Source organism: Roseateles sp. GW821-FHT09G03 (genome assembly GCF_059416045.1).
In genome coordinates, this window is record NZ_JBWKOK010000006.1 from 136234 (window position 1) to 150459 (window position 14226).

At 69.6% G+C, this 14226-nt stretch carries 13 protein-coding genes; 10 read left to right on the top strand and 3 right to left on the bottom strand.

All coding sequences use genetic code 11. The features are described 5' to 3' along the window. From bioA to AC07OZ_RS21465, 6 genes are all read left to right on the top strand, one after another. A complete protein-coding gene (bioA, locus tag AC07OZ_RS21440; RefSeq protein WP_495469103.1) occupies positions 1-1332 on the top strand; it encodes an adenosylmethionine--8-amino-7-oxononanoate transaminase in 1332 nt (443 codons plus the stop codon). Continuing rightward, the gene (gene bioF / locus AC07OZ_RS21445) at positions 1322-2527 is read left to right on the top strand and encodes an 8-amino-7-oxononanoate synthase (RefSeq protein WP_495469104.1); all 1206 of its coding nucleotides are present in this window, start codon (positions 1322-1324) and stop codon (positions 2525-2527) included. Before bioA ends, bioF begins: the two co-directional genes overlap by 11 nt. Continuing rightward, positions 2524-3246, top strand: coding sequence for a dethiobiotin synthase (bioD, locus tag AC07OZ_RS21450; protein WP_495469105.1), 723 nt, complete (start codon positions 2524-2526; stop codon positions 3244-3246). The genes bioF and bioD overlap by 4 nt, the downstream gene beginning before the upstream one ends. Then, positions 3243-4328 carry a biotin synthase BioB gene (gene bioB, locus AC07OZ_RS21455; RefSeq protein ID WP_495469106.1) on the top strand — a complete coding sequence of 362 codons (1086 nt, stop codon included), beginning with the start codon at positions 3243-3245 and terminating at the stop codon, positions 4326-4328. The genes bioD and bioB overlap by 4 nt, the downstream gene beginning before the upstream one ends. A 143-nt stretch (positions 4329-4471) precedes the next feature. Further along, a complete protein-coding gene (locus AC07OZ_RS21460; RefSeq protein ID WP_495469107.1) occupies positions 4472-6454 on the top strand; it encodes an acetyl/propionyl/methylcrotonyl-CoA carboxylase subunit alpha in 1983 nt (660 codons plus the stop codon). 76 nt (positions 6455-6530) lie between these two features. Continuing rightward, positions 6531-7442 carry a hydroxymethylglutaryl-CoA lyase gene (locus tag AC07OZ_RS21465; protein WP_495469108.1) on the top strand — a complete coding sequence of 304 codons (912 nt, stop codon included), beginning with the start codon at positions 6531-6533 and terminating at the stop codon, positions 7440-7442. 51 nt (positions 7443-7493) lie between these two features. Here AC07OZ_RS21465 and AC07OZ_RS21470 read toward each other — a convergent pair whose 3' ends face one another. Continuing rightward, complete coding sequence (locus AC07OZ_RS21470) at positions 7494-7940, bottom strand: VOC family protein (protein WP_495469109.1); 447 nt, start codon at positions 7938-7940, stop codon at positions 7494-7496. Between the two features lie 140 nt (positions 7941-8080). Between AC07OZ_RS21470 and AC07OZ_RS21475 the strand changes: the two genes are divergently transcribed. Then, on the top strand, positions 8081-8662 hold the full coding sequence (locus AC07OZ_RS21475; protein ID WP_495469110.1) for a ComF family protein: 582 nt from the start codon (positions 8081-8083) through the stop codon (positions 8660-8662). Between the two features lie 19 nt (positions 8663-8681). Here the strand turns inward: AC07OZ_RS21475 and AC07OZ_RS21480 are convergent, their stop codons facing one another. Then, a complete protein-coding gene (locus AC07OZ_RS21480; protein ID WP_495469111.1) occupies positions 8682-9233 on the bottom strand; it encodes a hypothetical protein in 552 nt (183 codons plus the stop codon). Positions 9234-9396: 163 nt separating this feature from the next. Between AC07OZ_RS21480 and AC07OZ_RS21485 the strand changes: the two genes are divergently transcribed. The 3 genes from AC07OZ_RS21485 (at position 9397) to AC07OZ_RS21495 (ending at position 11677) form a co-directional block, all read left to right on the top strand. Next, positions 9397-10887 carry a C25 family cysteine peptidase gene (locus AC07OZ_RS21485; RefSeq protein ID WP_495469112.1) on the top strand — a complete coding sequence of 497 codons (1491 nt, stop codon included), beginning with the start codon at positions 9397-9399 and terminating at the stop codon, positions 10885-10887. Beyond that, entirely contained in the window at positions 10877-11170 is a 294-nt protein-coding gene (locus tag AC07OZ_RS21490; protein WP_495469113.1) for a hypothetical protein, read from the top strand. Before AC07OZ_RS21485 ends, AC07OZ_RS21490 begins: the two co-directional genes overlap by 11 nt. 201 nt (positions 11171-11371) lie before the next feature. After that, on the top strand, positions 11372-11677 hold the full coding sequence (locus AC07OZ_RS21495) for an ElaB/YgaM/YqjD family protein (protein ID WP_495469114.1): 306 nt from the start codon (positions 11372-11374) through the stop codon (positions 11675-11677). A gap of 70 nt (positions 11678-11747) precedes the next feature. Here the strand turns inward: AC07OZ_RS21495 and AC07OZ_RS21500 are convergent, their stop codons facing one another. Then, the gene (locus tag AC07OZ_RS21500) at positions 11748-14084 is read right to left on the bottom strand and encodes a GGDEF/EAL domain-containing response regulator (RefSeq protein WP_495469115.1); all 2337 of its coding nucleotides are present in this window, start codon (positions 14082-14084) and stop codon (positions 11748-11750) included. Positions 14085-14226: the final 142 nt, after the last annotated feature.

Here is a 14226-nt window from a genome sequence, read left to right on the forward strand (position 1 = left end):
ATGTCTGAAGCAGTACGACAAGATTGGCAACGCCGCAGCCTCGCGGCGGTCTGGCACCCGTGCACGCAGATGGCGCGCGCGCAGGACGTGCCGCCGCTGCCCATCGCCCGCGGCGAAGGTCCTTGGTTGTTCGACCACGAAGGCCGGCGCTATTTCGACGCCAACAGCTCGTGGTGGGTCAACCTGTTCGGTCATGCCGACAAGGGTCTGAACGACGCGATCAAGCAGCAGCTCGACACGCTGCCGCACGTGATGCTGGCCGGCTGCACGCACGAGCCGGCGGTGCGCCTGGCCGAGCGCCTGTCCGCGTGCACCGGCGGCGCGCTGGGGCATCTGTTCTTCGGCAGCGACGGTGCGTCGGCGGTCGAGATCGCGCTGAAGCAGAGCTTCCATTCGTGGCGCAATCGCGGCCTGACGGACAAGCGCGAGTTCGTCTGCTTGAAGAACGGTTATCACGGCGAGACCATCGGCGCGCTCGCCGTCACGGACGTGGCGATCTTCCGCGATGCCTACGACCCGCTGCTGATGCGCAGCCACATCGTGACCTCGCCCGACCAGCGGCTGGGCAACGAGGCGCAGGCGATCGACGAGATGCGCGCATTGCTCGCGCAACGCCATGACCACATCGCCGCGGTCATCGTCGAACCGCTGGTGCAAGGCGCTGCGGGCATGTCGATGTACGCGCCGTCGTATCTGAAGGCGCTGCGCGCGCTGTGCACTGAGTTCAACGTCCACCTGATCGCCGATGAGATCGCCGTCGGCTGCGGCCGCACCGGCACCTTCTTCGCGTGGGAACAGACGGCTCCCGCAGCGAAGGCCGACTGGCCCGACTTCCTGCTCCTCTCCAAGGGCATCACCGGCGGCACGATGCCGCTGTCGCTGGTGCTGACGACCGACGATGTCTACGAGGCCTTCTGGTCGCAGGACGTGACGCGCGGCTTCCTGCACTCGCACAGCTACACCGGCAATCCGCTGGCGTGCGCGGCAGCCAACGCGGTGCTGGACCGCTTCGACGCGGGTCAGCTCGAACGCAATCAGCGGCAGGCCGCGTGGCTGACCGAAGCCTTTGCGCCGCTGGCCGCCGACCCGCGCATCGTGCATCTGCGCCAGCGCGGCATGATCCTGGCCTTCGACATCAACCCGAAGACGACGGCGCCGGTCGAGCGCTTCTCTGAGAAGTTCCATCTCGCGGCCCGCAAGCACGAGCTGCTGATCCGTCCGATCGGGCAGACCGTCTATCTGATGCCGCCGTACCTCATCGACGAGGCGACGGCGAAGTTCCTCGCGGGCGCCGTGAGCGCGACGCTGGAGGAGGTGCTCCATGCTGCTTGATCACCTGCAAGGCAAGCTGGACGCGATCCGCGCGCAGGACCTGACGCGCTTCACGCGCATCGCCGAGACCGGCACGTCGCCGCGCCAGACGGTGCGCGGCGCCGACGGCATCGCGCGCGAGCTGACGATGTTCTGCAGCAACGACTACCTCGGTCTGGCCGCCCATCCGGCGGTGGCCGACGCGCTCATCGAGGGCGCGCACGTCTACGGCGGCGGCTCCGGTGCGTCGCCCCTGGTGAGCGGGCATTCGCGCGCGCACCACGACGTCGAGGCGCTGCTGGGCCGCTGGTTCGAGCCCCACATCCCGAACGCCAAGGCCATCGGTTTCTGCACCGGCTACATGGCCAACCTCGCGGTGGTGACCGCGCTGGGCGACGCCGACGCGGAGATCTTCAGCGAGACGCTGAACCACGCCTCGCTGATCGACGGCACGCGGCTGGCGAAGGCCAAGGTCTCGCGCTACGCGCATTGCGACGTCGAGGATCTGCGCGCGCAGCTCGCGGCCAGCACCGCGCGCGTGAAGCTGATCGTGACCGACGCCGTCTTCAGCATGGACGGCGACATCGCGCCGCTGCCGGCGCTGCTGGCCGCGGCCGAGGAGTTCGACGCCTGGTTGATCATCGACGATGCGCATGGGCTGGGCGTGCTCGGCGACAACGGCGTCGGGTCGCTGGAGCACTTCCAGCTGCGCAGCGAGCGGCTGATCCTCGTCGGCACGCTGGGCAAGGCGGCGGGACTCGCGGGGGCCTTCGTCGTCGCGCATTCGACGATCACCGATTACCTGTTGCAGGCGGCGCGCAACTACATCTTCTCGACGGCCTCGCCGCCAGCGGTGGAGCACGCGCTGCTGGCCAGCCTGGACCTGATCCGCGGCGGCGTCGGACGCGAGCGTCGCGCGTCGCTGCGTGCGCTGCAGGCGCGGTTGCGCGAAGGCATCGGCGCGCTGCTCGATCGCCATCCGACGCTGACCTGGAAGCTGGCCGACTCGCAGACGCCGATCCAGCCGCTGATCGTCGGCGGCAATGCGGAGGTGATGGCGCTGGCCGCCGCGCTGGAGCGCGAAGGCCTGCGCGTGCCCGGCATCCGTCCGCCGACGGTGCCCAAGGGCGAGGCGCGGTTGCGCATCACGCTGTGCGCGACGCACACGGAGGCGGATGTCGATCGGCTCGTCGCCGCGCTGGAGGCCTGCGCATGAGCACGATGCATCCGCTCCACGGCTTCTTCATCACCGGCACCGATACCGAGATCGGCAAGACCTGCATCACCGCCGGCCTGACGCGCGCATTCGATGAGCTGGGCCGCTACGTGACGCCGATCAAGTCGCTGGCCGCCGGCCAGACACAGAACGCCGACGGCGTCTGGGTCAACGAGGACGTCGCCCTGCTGCATGCCGCACAGACGCAGGGCATGACGATGGACGAGGTCGGTCCGCTGCAGTTCCGCGAGCCTTGTGCCCCGCACATCGCCGCGAAGCTCGAAGGCCGCGACATCGATCGGGCCGCGCTGCTGGCCGCGATCCGCCGTTCCGCCTCCAACGGCGATTTCGCCTTGATCGAAGGTGTCGGCGGCTTCCGCGTGCCGCTCACCGACGACTGGGACACCGCCGATCTGGCCGTCGACCTGGCGATGCCGGTTGTGCTCGTCGTCGGACTGCGGCTGGGCTGCATCAACCACGCGCTGCTGACGGCCGAGGCCATCCTCGCGCGCGGCCTGCGGCTCGCCGGCTGGGTCGCCAACACCGCCGACCCCCATCAACCCCATGTGGCGGACAATCTGGCCGCCTTGCACGCCCGGCTCGACCAGGGCCTGGGCGTGCCGTGCTGGGGCCATGTGCCCCGGCTCCCAGATCCCTCTCCCGCGGCCGTGGCCGCGCATCTGCAGCAGCCGCTGCTGTTGAACGCATTGAAAGCATGACGATGAAGCAGACCGTCAACCAGATCCAGACGCTGACGCCCACCACCGACGAGCAACGTCGCAACGCCAAGCCCTGGACCGTCAACGAGATCGCCGCGCTGTTCGAGCTGCCGTTCAACGACCTGCTGTTCCGCGCGCAGCAGGTGCACCGGGAGCACTTCGATCCGAACGCGGTGCAGCTGTCCACGCTGCTGTCCATCAAGACCGGCGGCTGCGAGGAGGACTGCAAGTACTGCCCGCAGTCGGCGCACTTCGACACCGGTCTGAAGGCCGAGAAGCTGATCCCGCTGCAGGAGGTGATGGAGGCCGCCCGCGCCGCCAAGGCCAACGGTGCGACCCGCTTCTGCATGGGCGCCGCGTGGCGTTCGCCGAAGGATCGTCACCTGGAGGCCATCGGCGAGATGATCTCCGAGGTCAAGGCGATGGGCCTGGAGACCTGCCTGACCGCCGGCATGCTGGGCGACGGCCAGGCCGAGCAGCTGCGCGAGGCGGGGCTGGACTACTACAACCACAACCTGGACACCTCGCCGGAGTTCTACGGCCAGATCATCACGACGCGCACCTACCAGGACCGCCTGGACACACTGGAGCGCGTGCGCGGCGTCGGCCTGAAGGTGTGCTCGGGCGGCATCGTCGGCATGGGCGAGACCCGCCGCCAGCGCGCCGGACTGATCGCGCAGCTGGCCAACCTGGACCCGTATCCGGAGTCGGTGCCCATCAACAACCTGGTGCAGGTCGAGGGCACGCCGCTGGCGGGCACCGAGGCGCTGGACCCGTTCGAGTTCATCCGCACGATCGCGGTGGCCCGCATCACGATGCCGCGCGCGATGGTGCGCCTGTCCGCCGGCCGCGAGGAGATGCCCGAGACGATGCAGTCGCTGTGCTTCCTGGCCGGCGCGAACAGCATGTTCTACGGCGACAAGCTGCTGACCACCAGCAACCCGCAGGCCGAGAAGGACCGGCAGCTGATCGGCCGCCTGGGCATGCACTGCGCGACGGAAGCCGAGCTGAGCGCCGACACCGTCCCGGGCTGCGCGCCCGTGGGCGAGGACGCCGCCGCGTCCTGCGGCCACCGTCATTGATCTGACCTGACCCCGACCCGAAGAGCGCGGCGGCAATGACCGCCGCGCCGCCTGGGACGCCGGCGGCGCGCGAGCGTCCGCACCCCGCGCGAGGCGGCCACGAGCCGCGTCGCGTCGAGGACCCGAAACATGAGGAGACACCCGTGTTCAAGAAGATCCTGATCGCCAACCGCGGCGAAATCGCCTGCCGTGTCGCCGCCACGGCGCGCCGTCTCGGCGTGAAGACCGTCGCCGTCTATTCGGATGCGGACGCCGATGCGCGTCACGTCCGGGCCTGCGACGAGGCCGTGCGCATCGGCGGTCCCGCGCCGCGCGACAGCTACCTGCAGTGGCAGCGCATCCTCGAGGCCGCGAAGGCCACGGGCGCGCAGGCCGTCCATCCGGGCTACGGCTTCCTGAGCGAGAACGAGGAGTTCGCGCAGGCCTGCGCGGACGCGGGCCTCGTGTTCATCGGCCCGCCGCCGTCGGCGATCCAGGCGATGGGCCTGAAGGCCGAATCGAAGCGGTTGATGGAGCAGGCCGGCGTGCCGCTGGTGCCGGGGTATCACGGCGCCGATCAGGATCCGGCGCTGCTGCGCCGCGAGGCCAACCGCATCGGCTTCCCGGTGCTGATCAAGGCCAGCGCGGGCGGCGGCGGCAAGGGCATGCGCGCGGTCCATGCGGACGAGGAATTCGATGCCGCGCTCGCCTCCTGCAAGCGCGAGGCGATCAACAGCTTCGGCGACGATGCGGTGCTGATCGAGCGCTATGTGCAACGCCCGCGGCACATCGAGATCCAGGTCTTCGGCGACAGCCACGGCGATTGCGTCTACCTGTTCGAGCGCGACTGCTCGGTGCAGCGCCGGCATCAGAAGGTGCTGGAGGAAGCGCCGGCGCCCGGCATGACGGCCGAGCGCCGCGCCGAGATGGGCGCCGCCGCGGTCTCGGCCGCGAAGGCGGTCGGGTATCAGGGCGCGGGGACCGTCGAGTTCATCGCGGAGCAGGACGGCCGCTTCTACTTCATGGAGATGAATACGCGGCTGCAGGTCGAGCATCCGGTGACGGAAGCGATCACCGGCCAGGACCTGGTCGAGTGGCAGCTGCGGGTGGCCGCCGGCGAGCCGCTCCCGCTCAAGCAGGACCAGCTGCGCATGCACGGCCATGCGATCGAGGCCCGCATCTGCGCCGAGAACCCCGAGGGCGGATTCCTGCCCGCGACCGGCACGTTGTCGGTGGCGCGCTGGCCGTCGCATGAGGCGTTCCAGCGCGCGGACGTGCGCATCGATTCGGGCGTGGGCGAGGGCGACGCGATCAGTCCGTTCTACGACTCGATGATCGCCAAGCTGATCGTCTGGGGCGAGACGCGCGAGCAGGCGCTGGCGCTGCTGGACGCGTCGCTGCGCGACACGCACATCGTCGGGCTGCATACCAACGTCGCGTTCCTGCGCCGCTGCGCGGCGACGGCGTCGTTCACGAATGCCGACCTGGACACGGCGCTGATCGAGCGCGAGAAGGCCGTGCTGTTCGGACAGCCGGGCCTGCCGCTGGCGGACGCCGCGGCGGCCGTGGTGGCGCACACGCTCGCCGAGGAGGCGCTGACCGAATCCACCGACCCGTGGAGCCGCCGCGACGGCTGGCGGATGTTCGGCGCGGCGCAGCGTCGCTTCGAACTGGAGGTCGACGGCGAGCACCATCAGGTGCTGCTGGCGCGTCACCATCACGGCAGCCTGTCGCTGACCTTGGGCGGCGAATCGATCGCGCTGGCCCTGCGTTCGTCGGGACCGGAACGCCATGAGCTCTATCTCGGCGAGCGTCGCGTCACCGTGTCGACCTACAAGGTCGGCGAGCAGGTGGCGGTGTTCGGCGCGCACGGTTCGGCGCTGGTGACCGAGGTCGATGTGATCGCGCACGCGGGACAGGGCCAATCGGAAGCGGGCCGGCTGACCGCGCCGATGCCCGGCAAGCTGGTGGCTTTCCTGGCCCAGCCCGGCGACGCGATCACCAAGGGCCAGCCGCTGGCGGTGATGGAAGCGATGAAGATGGAACACACCATCACCGCGCCGCGCGACGGCGTCGTGGCGGAACTGCTGTTCGCGATCGGAGACCAGGTCGGCGACGGCGCCGAACTGCTGCGGCTGCAGGCGTGAGGCTGCTGGCCCTCACCCCCGCGCCCTCTCCCGCAAGCGGGAGAGGGAGTCAGCCAGATAGCCAGAGGATCAAGCCATGACCACATTGCCCACCCGTGTCACCCTCGTCGATGTCGGCCCGCGCGACGGCCTGCAGAACGAGAAGGAGAACGTCGGCACGGCCGACAAGGCCAAGCTGGTCTCGATGCTGCAGGACGCCGGTCTGAAGGAGATCGAGGTCACCAGCTTCGTCTCGCCGAAGTGGGTGCCGCAGATGGCGGACAACACGGCGGTGATGGCGGCGATCGAGCGCCGGCCCGGCGTGCGGCACAGCGTGCTGGTGCCCAACATGAAGGGCCTCGAAGGCGCGCTGCCGACGAAGCCCGACGAGATCGTCGTCTTCGCGGCGGCCTCCGAGGCCTTCTCGCAGAAGAACATCAACTGCTCGATCGCCGAGAGCATCGAGCGCTTCGCGCCGGTCGTGGCCGCGGCGCACGAGGCCGGTATCAAGGTCCGTGGTGCGCTGTCGTGTTCGGTCGGCTGTCCGTACCAGGGCGACGTGTCGGCGGACGAGGTGGAGCGCGTCGTGAAGCTGATGAAGGCCATCGGCGTGGATCATCTCGGCGTGGCCGACACGATCGGCGTCGGCACGCCGCGCAAGGTCCAGGCGGCGATGGAGCGGGCGTTGAAGCACTACCCGCTGGTCGAGGTCAGTGGGCATTTCCACGACACCTACGGCCAGGCGCTGACCAACATCTATGCCTGCCTGGAGATGGGCATCCACACCTTCGATGCGAGCGTCGCCGGACTCGGCGGCTGTCCGTACGCGAAGGGCGCGACGGGCAATGTCGCGACGGAGGACGTGGTGTTCCTGCTGAACGGCCTGGGCATCGAGACCGGCATCGACATCGACAAGCTGATCGATGCGGGCGCGTTCATCTCCGGCGTGCTGGGCCGCCCGCCCGTCTCGCGCGTGGGGAAGGCGATCCTGGCGAAGCGCAAGGGGTGAGCTCGGAGAAGGGGCGCGGCGCGATGCCGCGCGCGGGGCAGGCCGGCGAACTCAGCCCCTGACCCGCTCCACGAACCACCACAGGTGCCCGCCGAGGTCGAGCACGCCGTAGCTCTTGTCGGCCCAGTACTCGGGGCCGTAGTCCTCGATCTTCGGCTCGTAGACGATCGTGGCGCCCGCCGCGCGGGCGCGCTCGCAGTGCGCGGCCGCATCGTCGACGTACACCATCAGGCTCTGCGTGTTGGCGCCGCCCACGCCCTTGGGACTGCGCAGCGGGATGCCGAAGCGCTGCGAGCGTTCCCCTTCGCCGCCCTCGCTGACCATGATCAGCGCCTCCCCGTAGGTCAGCTGGCTGTGGACGACCGAGCCGTCGTCCCCATCCACCCGCAACTGCACCTCGAACCCGAAGGCCCCGCACAACCACGGGATCGCCTCGGCGGCGCGGTCGTAGAACACGGCGCTGGACAAGCGCGGCCAGCCGGCGGGCGTGGGTTTCATCGCAACTCCTTCGAGTCGGCTCCGGGACGAAGCCAGCCTTCAGCATAGGCGATCGGATGCCGGGTGCGCGACGGGTGCAGCTCGAACCATCCGTTCGTCCCGTCGACCAAGACGCCTTTCCACGTTCGAAAGGCGTCTCGATGAAAGTCTCCCTGCGACAGATCGACGGTCCGTGGACCGCAGGTTTCGTGCTCGACAAGCAGCTGCTCAGCAGCGTCTACGTCGGCGACGACCGCGAAGGCCGTCCGCAGTTCGATCACACCCGCACCGACGCCGGCGAAGCCCTGTTCCAGCTGAAATACCGCGGCGACAAGTCGCAGGCCGAGCCGCTCGCCCGCGCATTGCGCCACTTCATCCTGCCGCGCCTCGGCCCGATCGGGTTCATCGTGCCGATGCCGCCGTCGCGCGTGCGACCGTGGCAGCCGATGTCGCTGGTCGCGCGCGAACTGGCGCTGCAACTGCGCGTTCCCGTGTTCGAGCGGCTGCTGCTGAAGACGCCGTTGTCGCGCCCGCTCAAGGACTTCCCCACCCGCGAGGAACGGATGCTGGCCCTCGCCCACGCGTTTTCGCTGCACGACGAGGTCCGCAACCAGGGGCTGTGGAACGCGCTGCTGATCGACGATGTCGTCGAGAGCGGCGCCACGATGGAAGCGGCCAGCCTGATGCTGCGCAAGTACCGCAAGGTCAACCGCCTGTACGTCGCGGCGCTGACGTGGAAGTGACGGTGGTCTGCCTCGGCGATCAGCCTGCGGTGAGCGTCCGCGCGACGCTGTCGCGGAACTTCGCCGCGCGCTCCGCGTCGGACTCCGCCTCGATGCGCTCGCAGCAGAGGTCGATCCATTCCATGAAACGGCTCTCGGTGTCGGCCTGCCGTGCCAGGTCGCGCAGTTCGCCTTCGCGGCCGGCCAGCATCCGGGTGACGAGGTCGAGGCCGAAGAACTTCGCCGACACCAGCCGGCGCGCCCGTTCCTGCGCGGCGCGCGCCAGCGCGGCGGCTTCGCGCACCTCGGTGTCGTCGATGACGTCGAGACCGGTGACGACGGGAGCCGTAGCGGCCGCCGGCGGCGGCACGACGATGGCCGGCACTTCGACGAGTCCCTGGTCGACCAGTCGCGTCAGACCGTCGTCGCCCAGGCCCAGGCCGCGCCCGAGCTGGCGCAGTTCCTCGGCGTTGCGCTTGCCGTCGACGGTGATGAGCAGCGCGCGCAGCGCGGGCGGCAACCGTCGTTGTCCCGGCGCGAGCATCTCCCGGGCCAGGTCCGTCTTGCGGGGAGGTGTTACGGATGCTTGCATGGCGGGCGCATCTTGCGGAGCCCGCATGCACGCTTGATGACAGAACCCCGTAGGCCTCCCACGCTTGTGCATTGCCGCACGGGCCGCCGATGCCTAGGATCAACCCTTTCCGATCAATGTGCTCCGGCCCAAGAACCGGAACGACCGGACCGAGGAGGACCCCATGGACAAGCTGGTGATCGTTCACCGAGGCGCGCTGCGCGCCAAGTACGGCGCGACGGCGCTCACGAAGATCGACGCGGCGTTGAAGGCGCTGGTCACCGCGGACAAGCGGCGGGGCGTCGACACGCTGGTCGTGGCGGTGGACCTCGCCTCGGCGATGAAGTCCAGTGGCGTCGCGCCCGTGCCCGCGCGACCGGACGCGAAGGCGTTGAAGGGCGCCATCGACGCGCTGGCCCACGAGCGCCAGCCGCATTACTTCGTGCTGCTGGGCGGGCCCGACGTGCTGCCGATGGTCCCGCTGAAGAACCCGGCGCATGGCGGCGAGCTCGGCGACTCGGACAAGCTCGTTCCGAGCGATCTGCCCTATGCCTGCGAGGCCGCCTACTCGACCGATCCCAACCGCTTCCTCGGGCCGACACGCGTCGTGGGCCGGCTGCCCGATCTGCCCGGCGCGACCAAGCCCGATCTGCTGCTCCAACTGATCCGCGCCGCCGCCCGTCACCAGGGCCTGCCGCGGGACGCTTTCGCCGACAGCTTCGGCCTGTCGGCCGAAGTCTGGCAGGGCTCGACGCGACTCAGCCTGACGAACACTTTCGGCCATGCGGATCGATTGCACGTGTCGCCGCCCGGCGGTCCGAAATGGACCAAGGCCGAGCTGGCGCCGCGGATGCACTTCATCAACTGCCACGGCGCCGAGGACATGCCCGAGTACTACGGCCAGCGGGGCGAGGACTTCCCGGTCTCGATGCGCTCGGCGCTGCTGCGCGACCGCGTCACCGCCGGCACGGTCGTCGCGGCGGAGTGCTGCTATGGGGCGCAACTCTTCGATCCGGCGCAGGCGGACGGCGACTGGCCGATGGCGCTGCGCTACCTGGCCGACGGGGCCTGCGGCTTCCTCGGCAGCACGACCGTCGCCTACGGCCCGAGCGACGGCAACGGCTCGGCGGACCTGATCTGCCAGTATTTCCTGCAGCGGGTGCTGGCCGGCGCCTCGCTGGGCCGCGCCCTGCTGGAGGCCCGCCAGAAGTTCGCCGGCGAACGCACCCACCTCGATCCGATGGACCTCAAGACGCTGGGCCAGTTCTACCTGCTGGGCGACCCGTCGCTGCAGCCGGTGACGGGGTCAGGGCATGCCTTGTCGCGGACGAAGGCGTTCCGCAAGGCTTTCGCCTCTGTCGAAGATCGCGGCGTGCGCGGCCTGCGGCGCGAGCGGCTGGAGCGCGAAGGCCGCAACCTGGCGCGGTCCTTGCCCCGTCTGCTGCCCACGGACGCGGCGCCCGCCAAGCCGGTGACGGACGCCGTGAGACCGATGCTCAAGGAGTCCGGCATCGACGCCGATCGCTGCGTTCCCATCAGTTACCGCATCGCCGGCGCGCCGGGCCATCGCACGATCCACGTCTACAAGGGTTGGGTCGACCGCCGGTTGCTGGCGTTGATCGCGACCGAACAGGACGGCCGCCTTCTGCACGTGAGACGCATGCATGCCCGCTGATCCCGACCAATCGACCTCAGGGGACCCGACGGAGTGCCTGCGCGGCCGTCTCGTCCGCGAGCGCGTCAATGCCGGCAGCAAGAGCGAGCGCCTGGCGCTGCTGCTCGCGCTGGCCGGCGGCGAGCGCGTCGCGCTGCGCCGGGCCGGCGGCAATCCCTTCCGCGATCAGGAACTGGAGGCGCTAGAGGGTCAGGTCTTGATCGTCGAAGGCGAACGCCGTGAGCGCTATTTCCTGGTGCGCCACTACTCGGTTTGCGACGACGATGACGGATCGTCCGGATGATTCCCCCTCTGGGGTGATCCACCCGGGAGCGAAATCTGCCGGAAGGGCGGACATGGCCCCTCGCATTGGCAAATCCGTGTGCCGCGGTCGGACACCCGTCAGGGCGACTTGCCGAGCACTGCTCGACAGACGTACAACCGGACTCCATCCCGCGCCGATGCGCTTCTTGATCCCACAAACCGACCAACAGGAGTAACGCTCATGGCCAAGACCTCTCCCTCCGACCGCCTGCTGAACGATCTGAATCAGGTGGTGACCGACGCCGAATCGCTGCTGCGTGCCACGGCCGACCAGACCAGCGCCGGCGCTTCCGAGCTGCGGGCCCGCGTCCAGTCGACGCTGGACCGCGCCAAGTCCAGCCTGGGCGACTTCCAGGCTGCGGCGGTCGACCGCGCGAAGGCCGCCGGCAAGGCGACCGACGACTACGTGCATGACAACCCGTGGCAATCGGTCGGCGTGGCGGCCGGCGTCGGCCTGCTGATCGGGCTGCTACTCACCCGCCGCTGAGGCGAGGGGTCGACGACGGCGCTTGCGCCGCGTCGACCGGCGGCCGCTGTCGATCAGCGGCCGTTGCCGGTCAACGTCCGCTGTTGACCGGTGCCGCGCAGGGCGGCGCCAGCGCGACCGGCGCGGCGGCCGGGGGCGGATTGATTTCCCAGGCCTTGGGTGCGGCGAGCCAGCGCTCGAGTTCATCCGCCGGCATCGGCTTGGCGAACAGCCAGCCCTGGCCCTCGTGGCACCCCAGCGCCAGCAGGTGCTGGCGTTGTTCCTCGGTCTCGATGCCTTCGGCAACGACCCGCATGCCGAGGCTGCACCCCAGATTCACCACCATCTGCGCGATCGTCGCGCCGGCGGCGGAGCTCTGCGCCTCACGGACGAAAGCGCGGTCGATCTTGAGCCGCTCGACGTCCAGGCGCCGCAGCTGGCTGAGCGACGAGAAGCCGGTGCCGAAGTCGTCGATGGCCACCGAGGCGCCGGTCCCGCGGATCTCCGCCAGCACGCGTAGCACGGCCGAGACCTCTTCCATCGCCATCGATTCGGTGATCTCCAGCTCCAGCGAGGCGCCGGGCACGTCGGCATCGGCCAGCGCGCGGCGCACCGTGTCGATGAAGGCGGGATGCCGGAACTGCGCCAGCGAGATGTTCACCGCGATGCGGAAGTCCGAATAGCCGGCATCGCGCAGCTGTCGCACCTGGCGGCAGGCGGTCCTGAGCACGAATTCGCCGATCGGCACGATCAGCCCCGATTGCTCGGCCAGCGGGATGAACTGGTCCGGCGGCACGAACCTGCCTTCGTCGGTGCGCCAGCGCAGCAGCGCCTCCGCGCCGATGACGCGGTGCGTGGCCAGCTCGACCTGCGGCTGGTAGACGACGAACAGCCGCCGCTCCTCGAAACTGGCGCGCAGTCCCTTGAGCAGCTTGAAGCGCTCGCGGGCGTCGATGCCCATCTCCGGCGAGAAGTACTGCGACGCGCCGCGGTTGCCCGCCTTGGCGCGCTTGAGCGCGATCTGCGCGTCCAGCAGCAGCTCCGACCCCAGGGCGCGCGACTGCGCCAGCCGCACCAGGCCGGTCGTCGCCGACAACTGCAGCCGCTCGCCGGCGACGGTGAAGGGATCCTCGAAGGCGCTGCCGATGCGCTGGCCGTTGACCATGTCGTCCGGCCCCAGCAGGCCGAAGGCGTTCGACGAGATACGCGCCATCGCGGTGTTGAATCCGAGCCGCTGCGCCAGCCGTTGCGAGACGGCCTGCAGCACCTGGTCGCCGAAGCGGTGGCCGAACGCATCGTTGACGTCGGCGAAGTCGTCCAGGTCGATCAGCGCCAGCGTGATGCCTTCGGGCGACTTGAGGTTGTGCTCCAGCAGCTCGATGAAGCGGGTTCGGTTCGGCAGTTGCAGCAGCGGGTCGTTGTAGGCCTGGTCCGTCAGCTGCGTGTAGAGCATGACGTTCTCGAAACCGACGGCGATGTTGGAGCAGAACGCGCGCAGCAGCTGGCGGTCGAGCTCGTCGAGCTCGCGTTGGACCTCGACCAGCGCGGCCATCGCGCGTCCACTGGGCAGGCCGAAGAACAGGACGGTGCAGCCGTCCTCGTACAGGTTGTGGCCCACCGTCAGGCAGCGCGCGAGCAGTTCGCGGATCTTGCCGGCCGGCACGGCATGCAGCGGGCGGTTGATCAGCGAGCTGTACTGGCCGGCGGCCGCGATCACGCGGGCATCGCCCGCGGCGTCGCCGCTGGTGTGGTTGGGGGCCTGCACGCAGACCAGGCCCTCGGGCAGCGTGCCCAGCAGGGCGCACAGCTGCGTGACCACGCCTTCGGCGAAGCGGTGCAGACCGTGCTGGCGACCGAGCTCGGTGCTGGCCTCGACGATCATCTCCAGGCCCTGCCGGTTCGCCTCCAGCGCGCGGATCTGCCGGTACGACCGGATCGCGGCGGTCAGCACCGTGTAGAGCCGGGTCCGGGTCAGCTCGGACTTGGTCTTGTAGTCGTTGATGTCGTAGGCCTGGACCGTCTCGATCTCCGGCGCGTACCCCGGCTGGCCGGTGCGCAGCACGATACGCACGGCCCGCTGGCGCAGTTCCTCGCGGATGTGACGCACCAGCTGCAGGCCGGCGTCGTCGGACTCCATGACGACGTCCAGCAGCACGACGGCGATGTCGGGTTCGTGGCCCAGCAGCGAGCGGGCCTCGGCGGCGGACTTGGCGTGGAGGAAGGCCAGCGGCTGGCCTTCGACCTGCAGTCCCTGCATGGCGAGCTCGGTGGCCTTGTGGACGTCGGTGTCGTCGTCGACGATCAGCACCCGCCAGGGCTTGCGCGTCTCGACGGGTTCGTCGGCCGCGTGCTCGTGGTCGTCCAGGAACTGCAGCAGGTCGTCGTCTTCGACGACGGCGGAGTGCGGCGTGTGCTGGCGATCAGGCATTGAATGAACCTTGTCAGGCCGGCGGCGCGGGTCCGCGCAACCAGGCGTTACCGCACTGTAGCCCAAGGCCCGAGGCCGGATCGGACAAAGAACGCCCTCGTTTCCCCCGATTCAGTGATAGCTTCTGCACACCGAGGGGACG

Excerpts from the sequence above, each read along its gene's own strand:
- bioA (WP_495469103.1), top strand. The coding sequence starts at position 1 with ATGTCTGAAGCAGTACGACAAGATTGGCAACGCCGCAGCCTCGCGGCG.
- bioF (WP_495469104.1), top strand. The coding sequence starts at position 1,322 with ATGCTGCTTGATCACCTGCAAGGCAAGCTGGACGCGATCCGCGCGCAG.
- bioD (WP_495469105.1), top strand. The coding sequence starts at position 2,524 with ATGAGCACGATGCATCCGCTCCACGGCTTCTTCATCACCGGCACCGAT.
- bioB (WP_495469106.1), top strand. The coding sequence starts at position 3,243 with ATGACGATGAAGCAGACCGTCAACCAGATCCAGACGCTGACGCCCACC.
- AC07OZ_RS21465 (WP_495469108.1), top strand. The coding sequence starts at position 6,531 with ATGACCACATTGCCCACCCGTGTCACCCTCGTCGATGTCGGCCCGCGC.
- AC07OZ_RS21470 (WP_495469109.1), bottom strand. The coding sequence starts at position 7,940 with ATGAAACCCACGCCCGCCGGCTGGCCGCGCTTGTCCAGCGCCGTGTTC.
- AC07OZ_RS21475 (WP_495469110.1), top strand. The coding sequence starts at position 8,081 with ATGAAAGTCTCCCTGCGACAGATCGACGGTCCGTGGACCGCAGGTTTC.
- AC07OZ_RS21480 (WP_495469111.1), bottom strand. The coding sequence starts at position 9,233 with ATGCAAGCATCCGTAACACCTCCCCGCAAGACGGACCTGGCCCGGGAG.
- AC07OZ_RS21485 (WP_495469112.1), top strand. The coding sequence starts at position 9,397 with ATGGACAAGCTGGTGATCGTTCACCGAGGCGCGCTGCGCGCCAAGTAC.
- AC07OZ_RS21490 (WP_495469113.1), top strand. The coding sequence starts at position 10,877 with ATGCCCGCTGATCCCGACCAATCGACCTCAGGGGACCCGACGGAGTGC.
- AC07OZ_RS21495 (WP_495469114.1), top strand. The coding sequence starts at position 11,372 with ATGGCCAAGACCTCTCCCTCCGACCGCCTGCTGAACGATCTGAATCAG.
- AC07OZ_RS21500 (WP_495469115.1), bottom strand. The coding sequence starts at position 14,084 with ATGCCTGATCGCCAGCACACGCCGCACTCCGCCGTCGTCGAAGACGAC.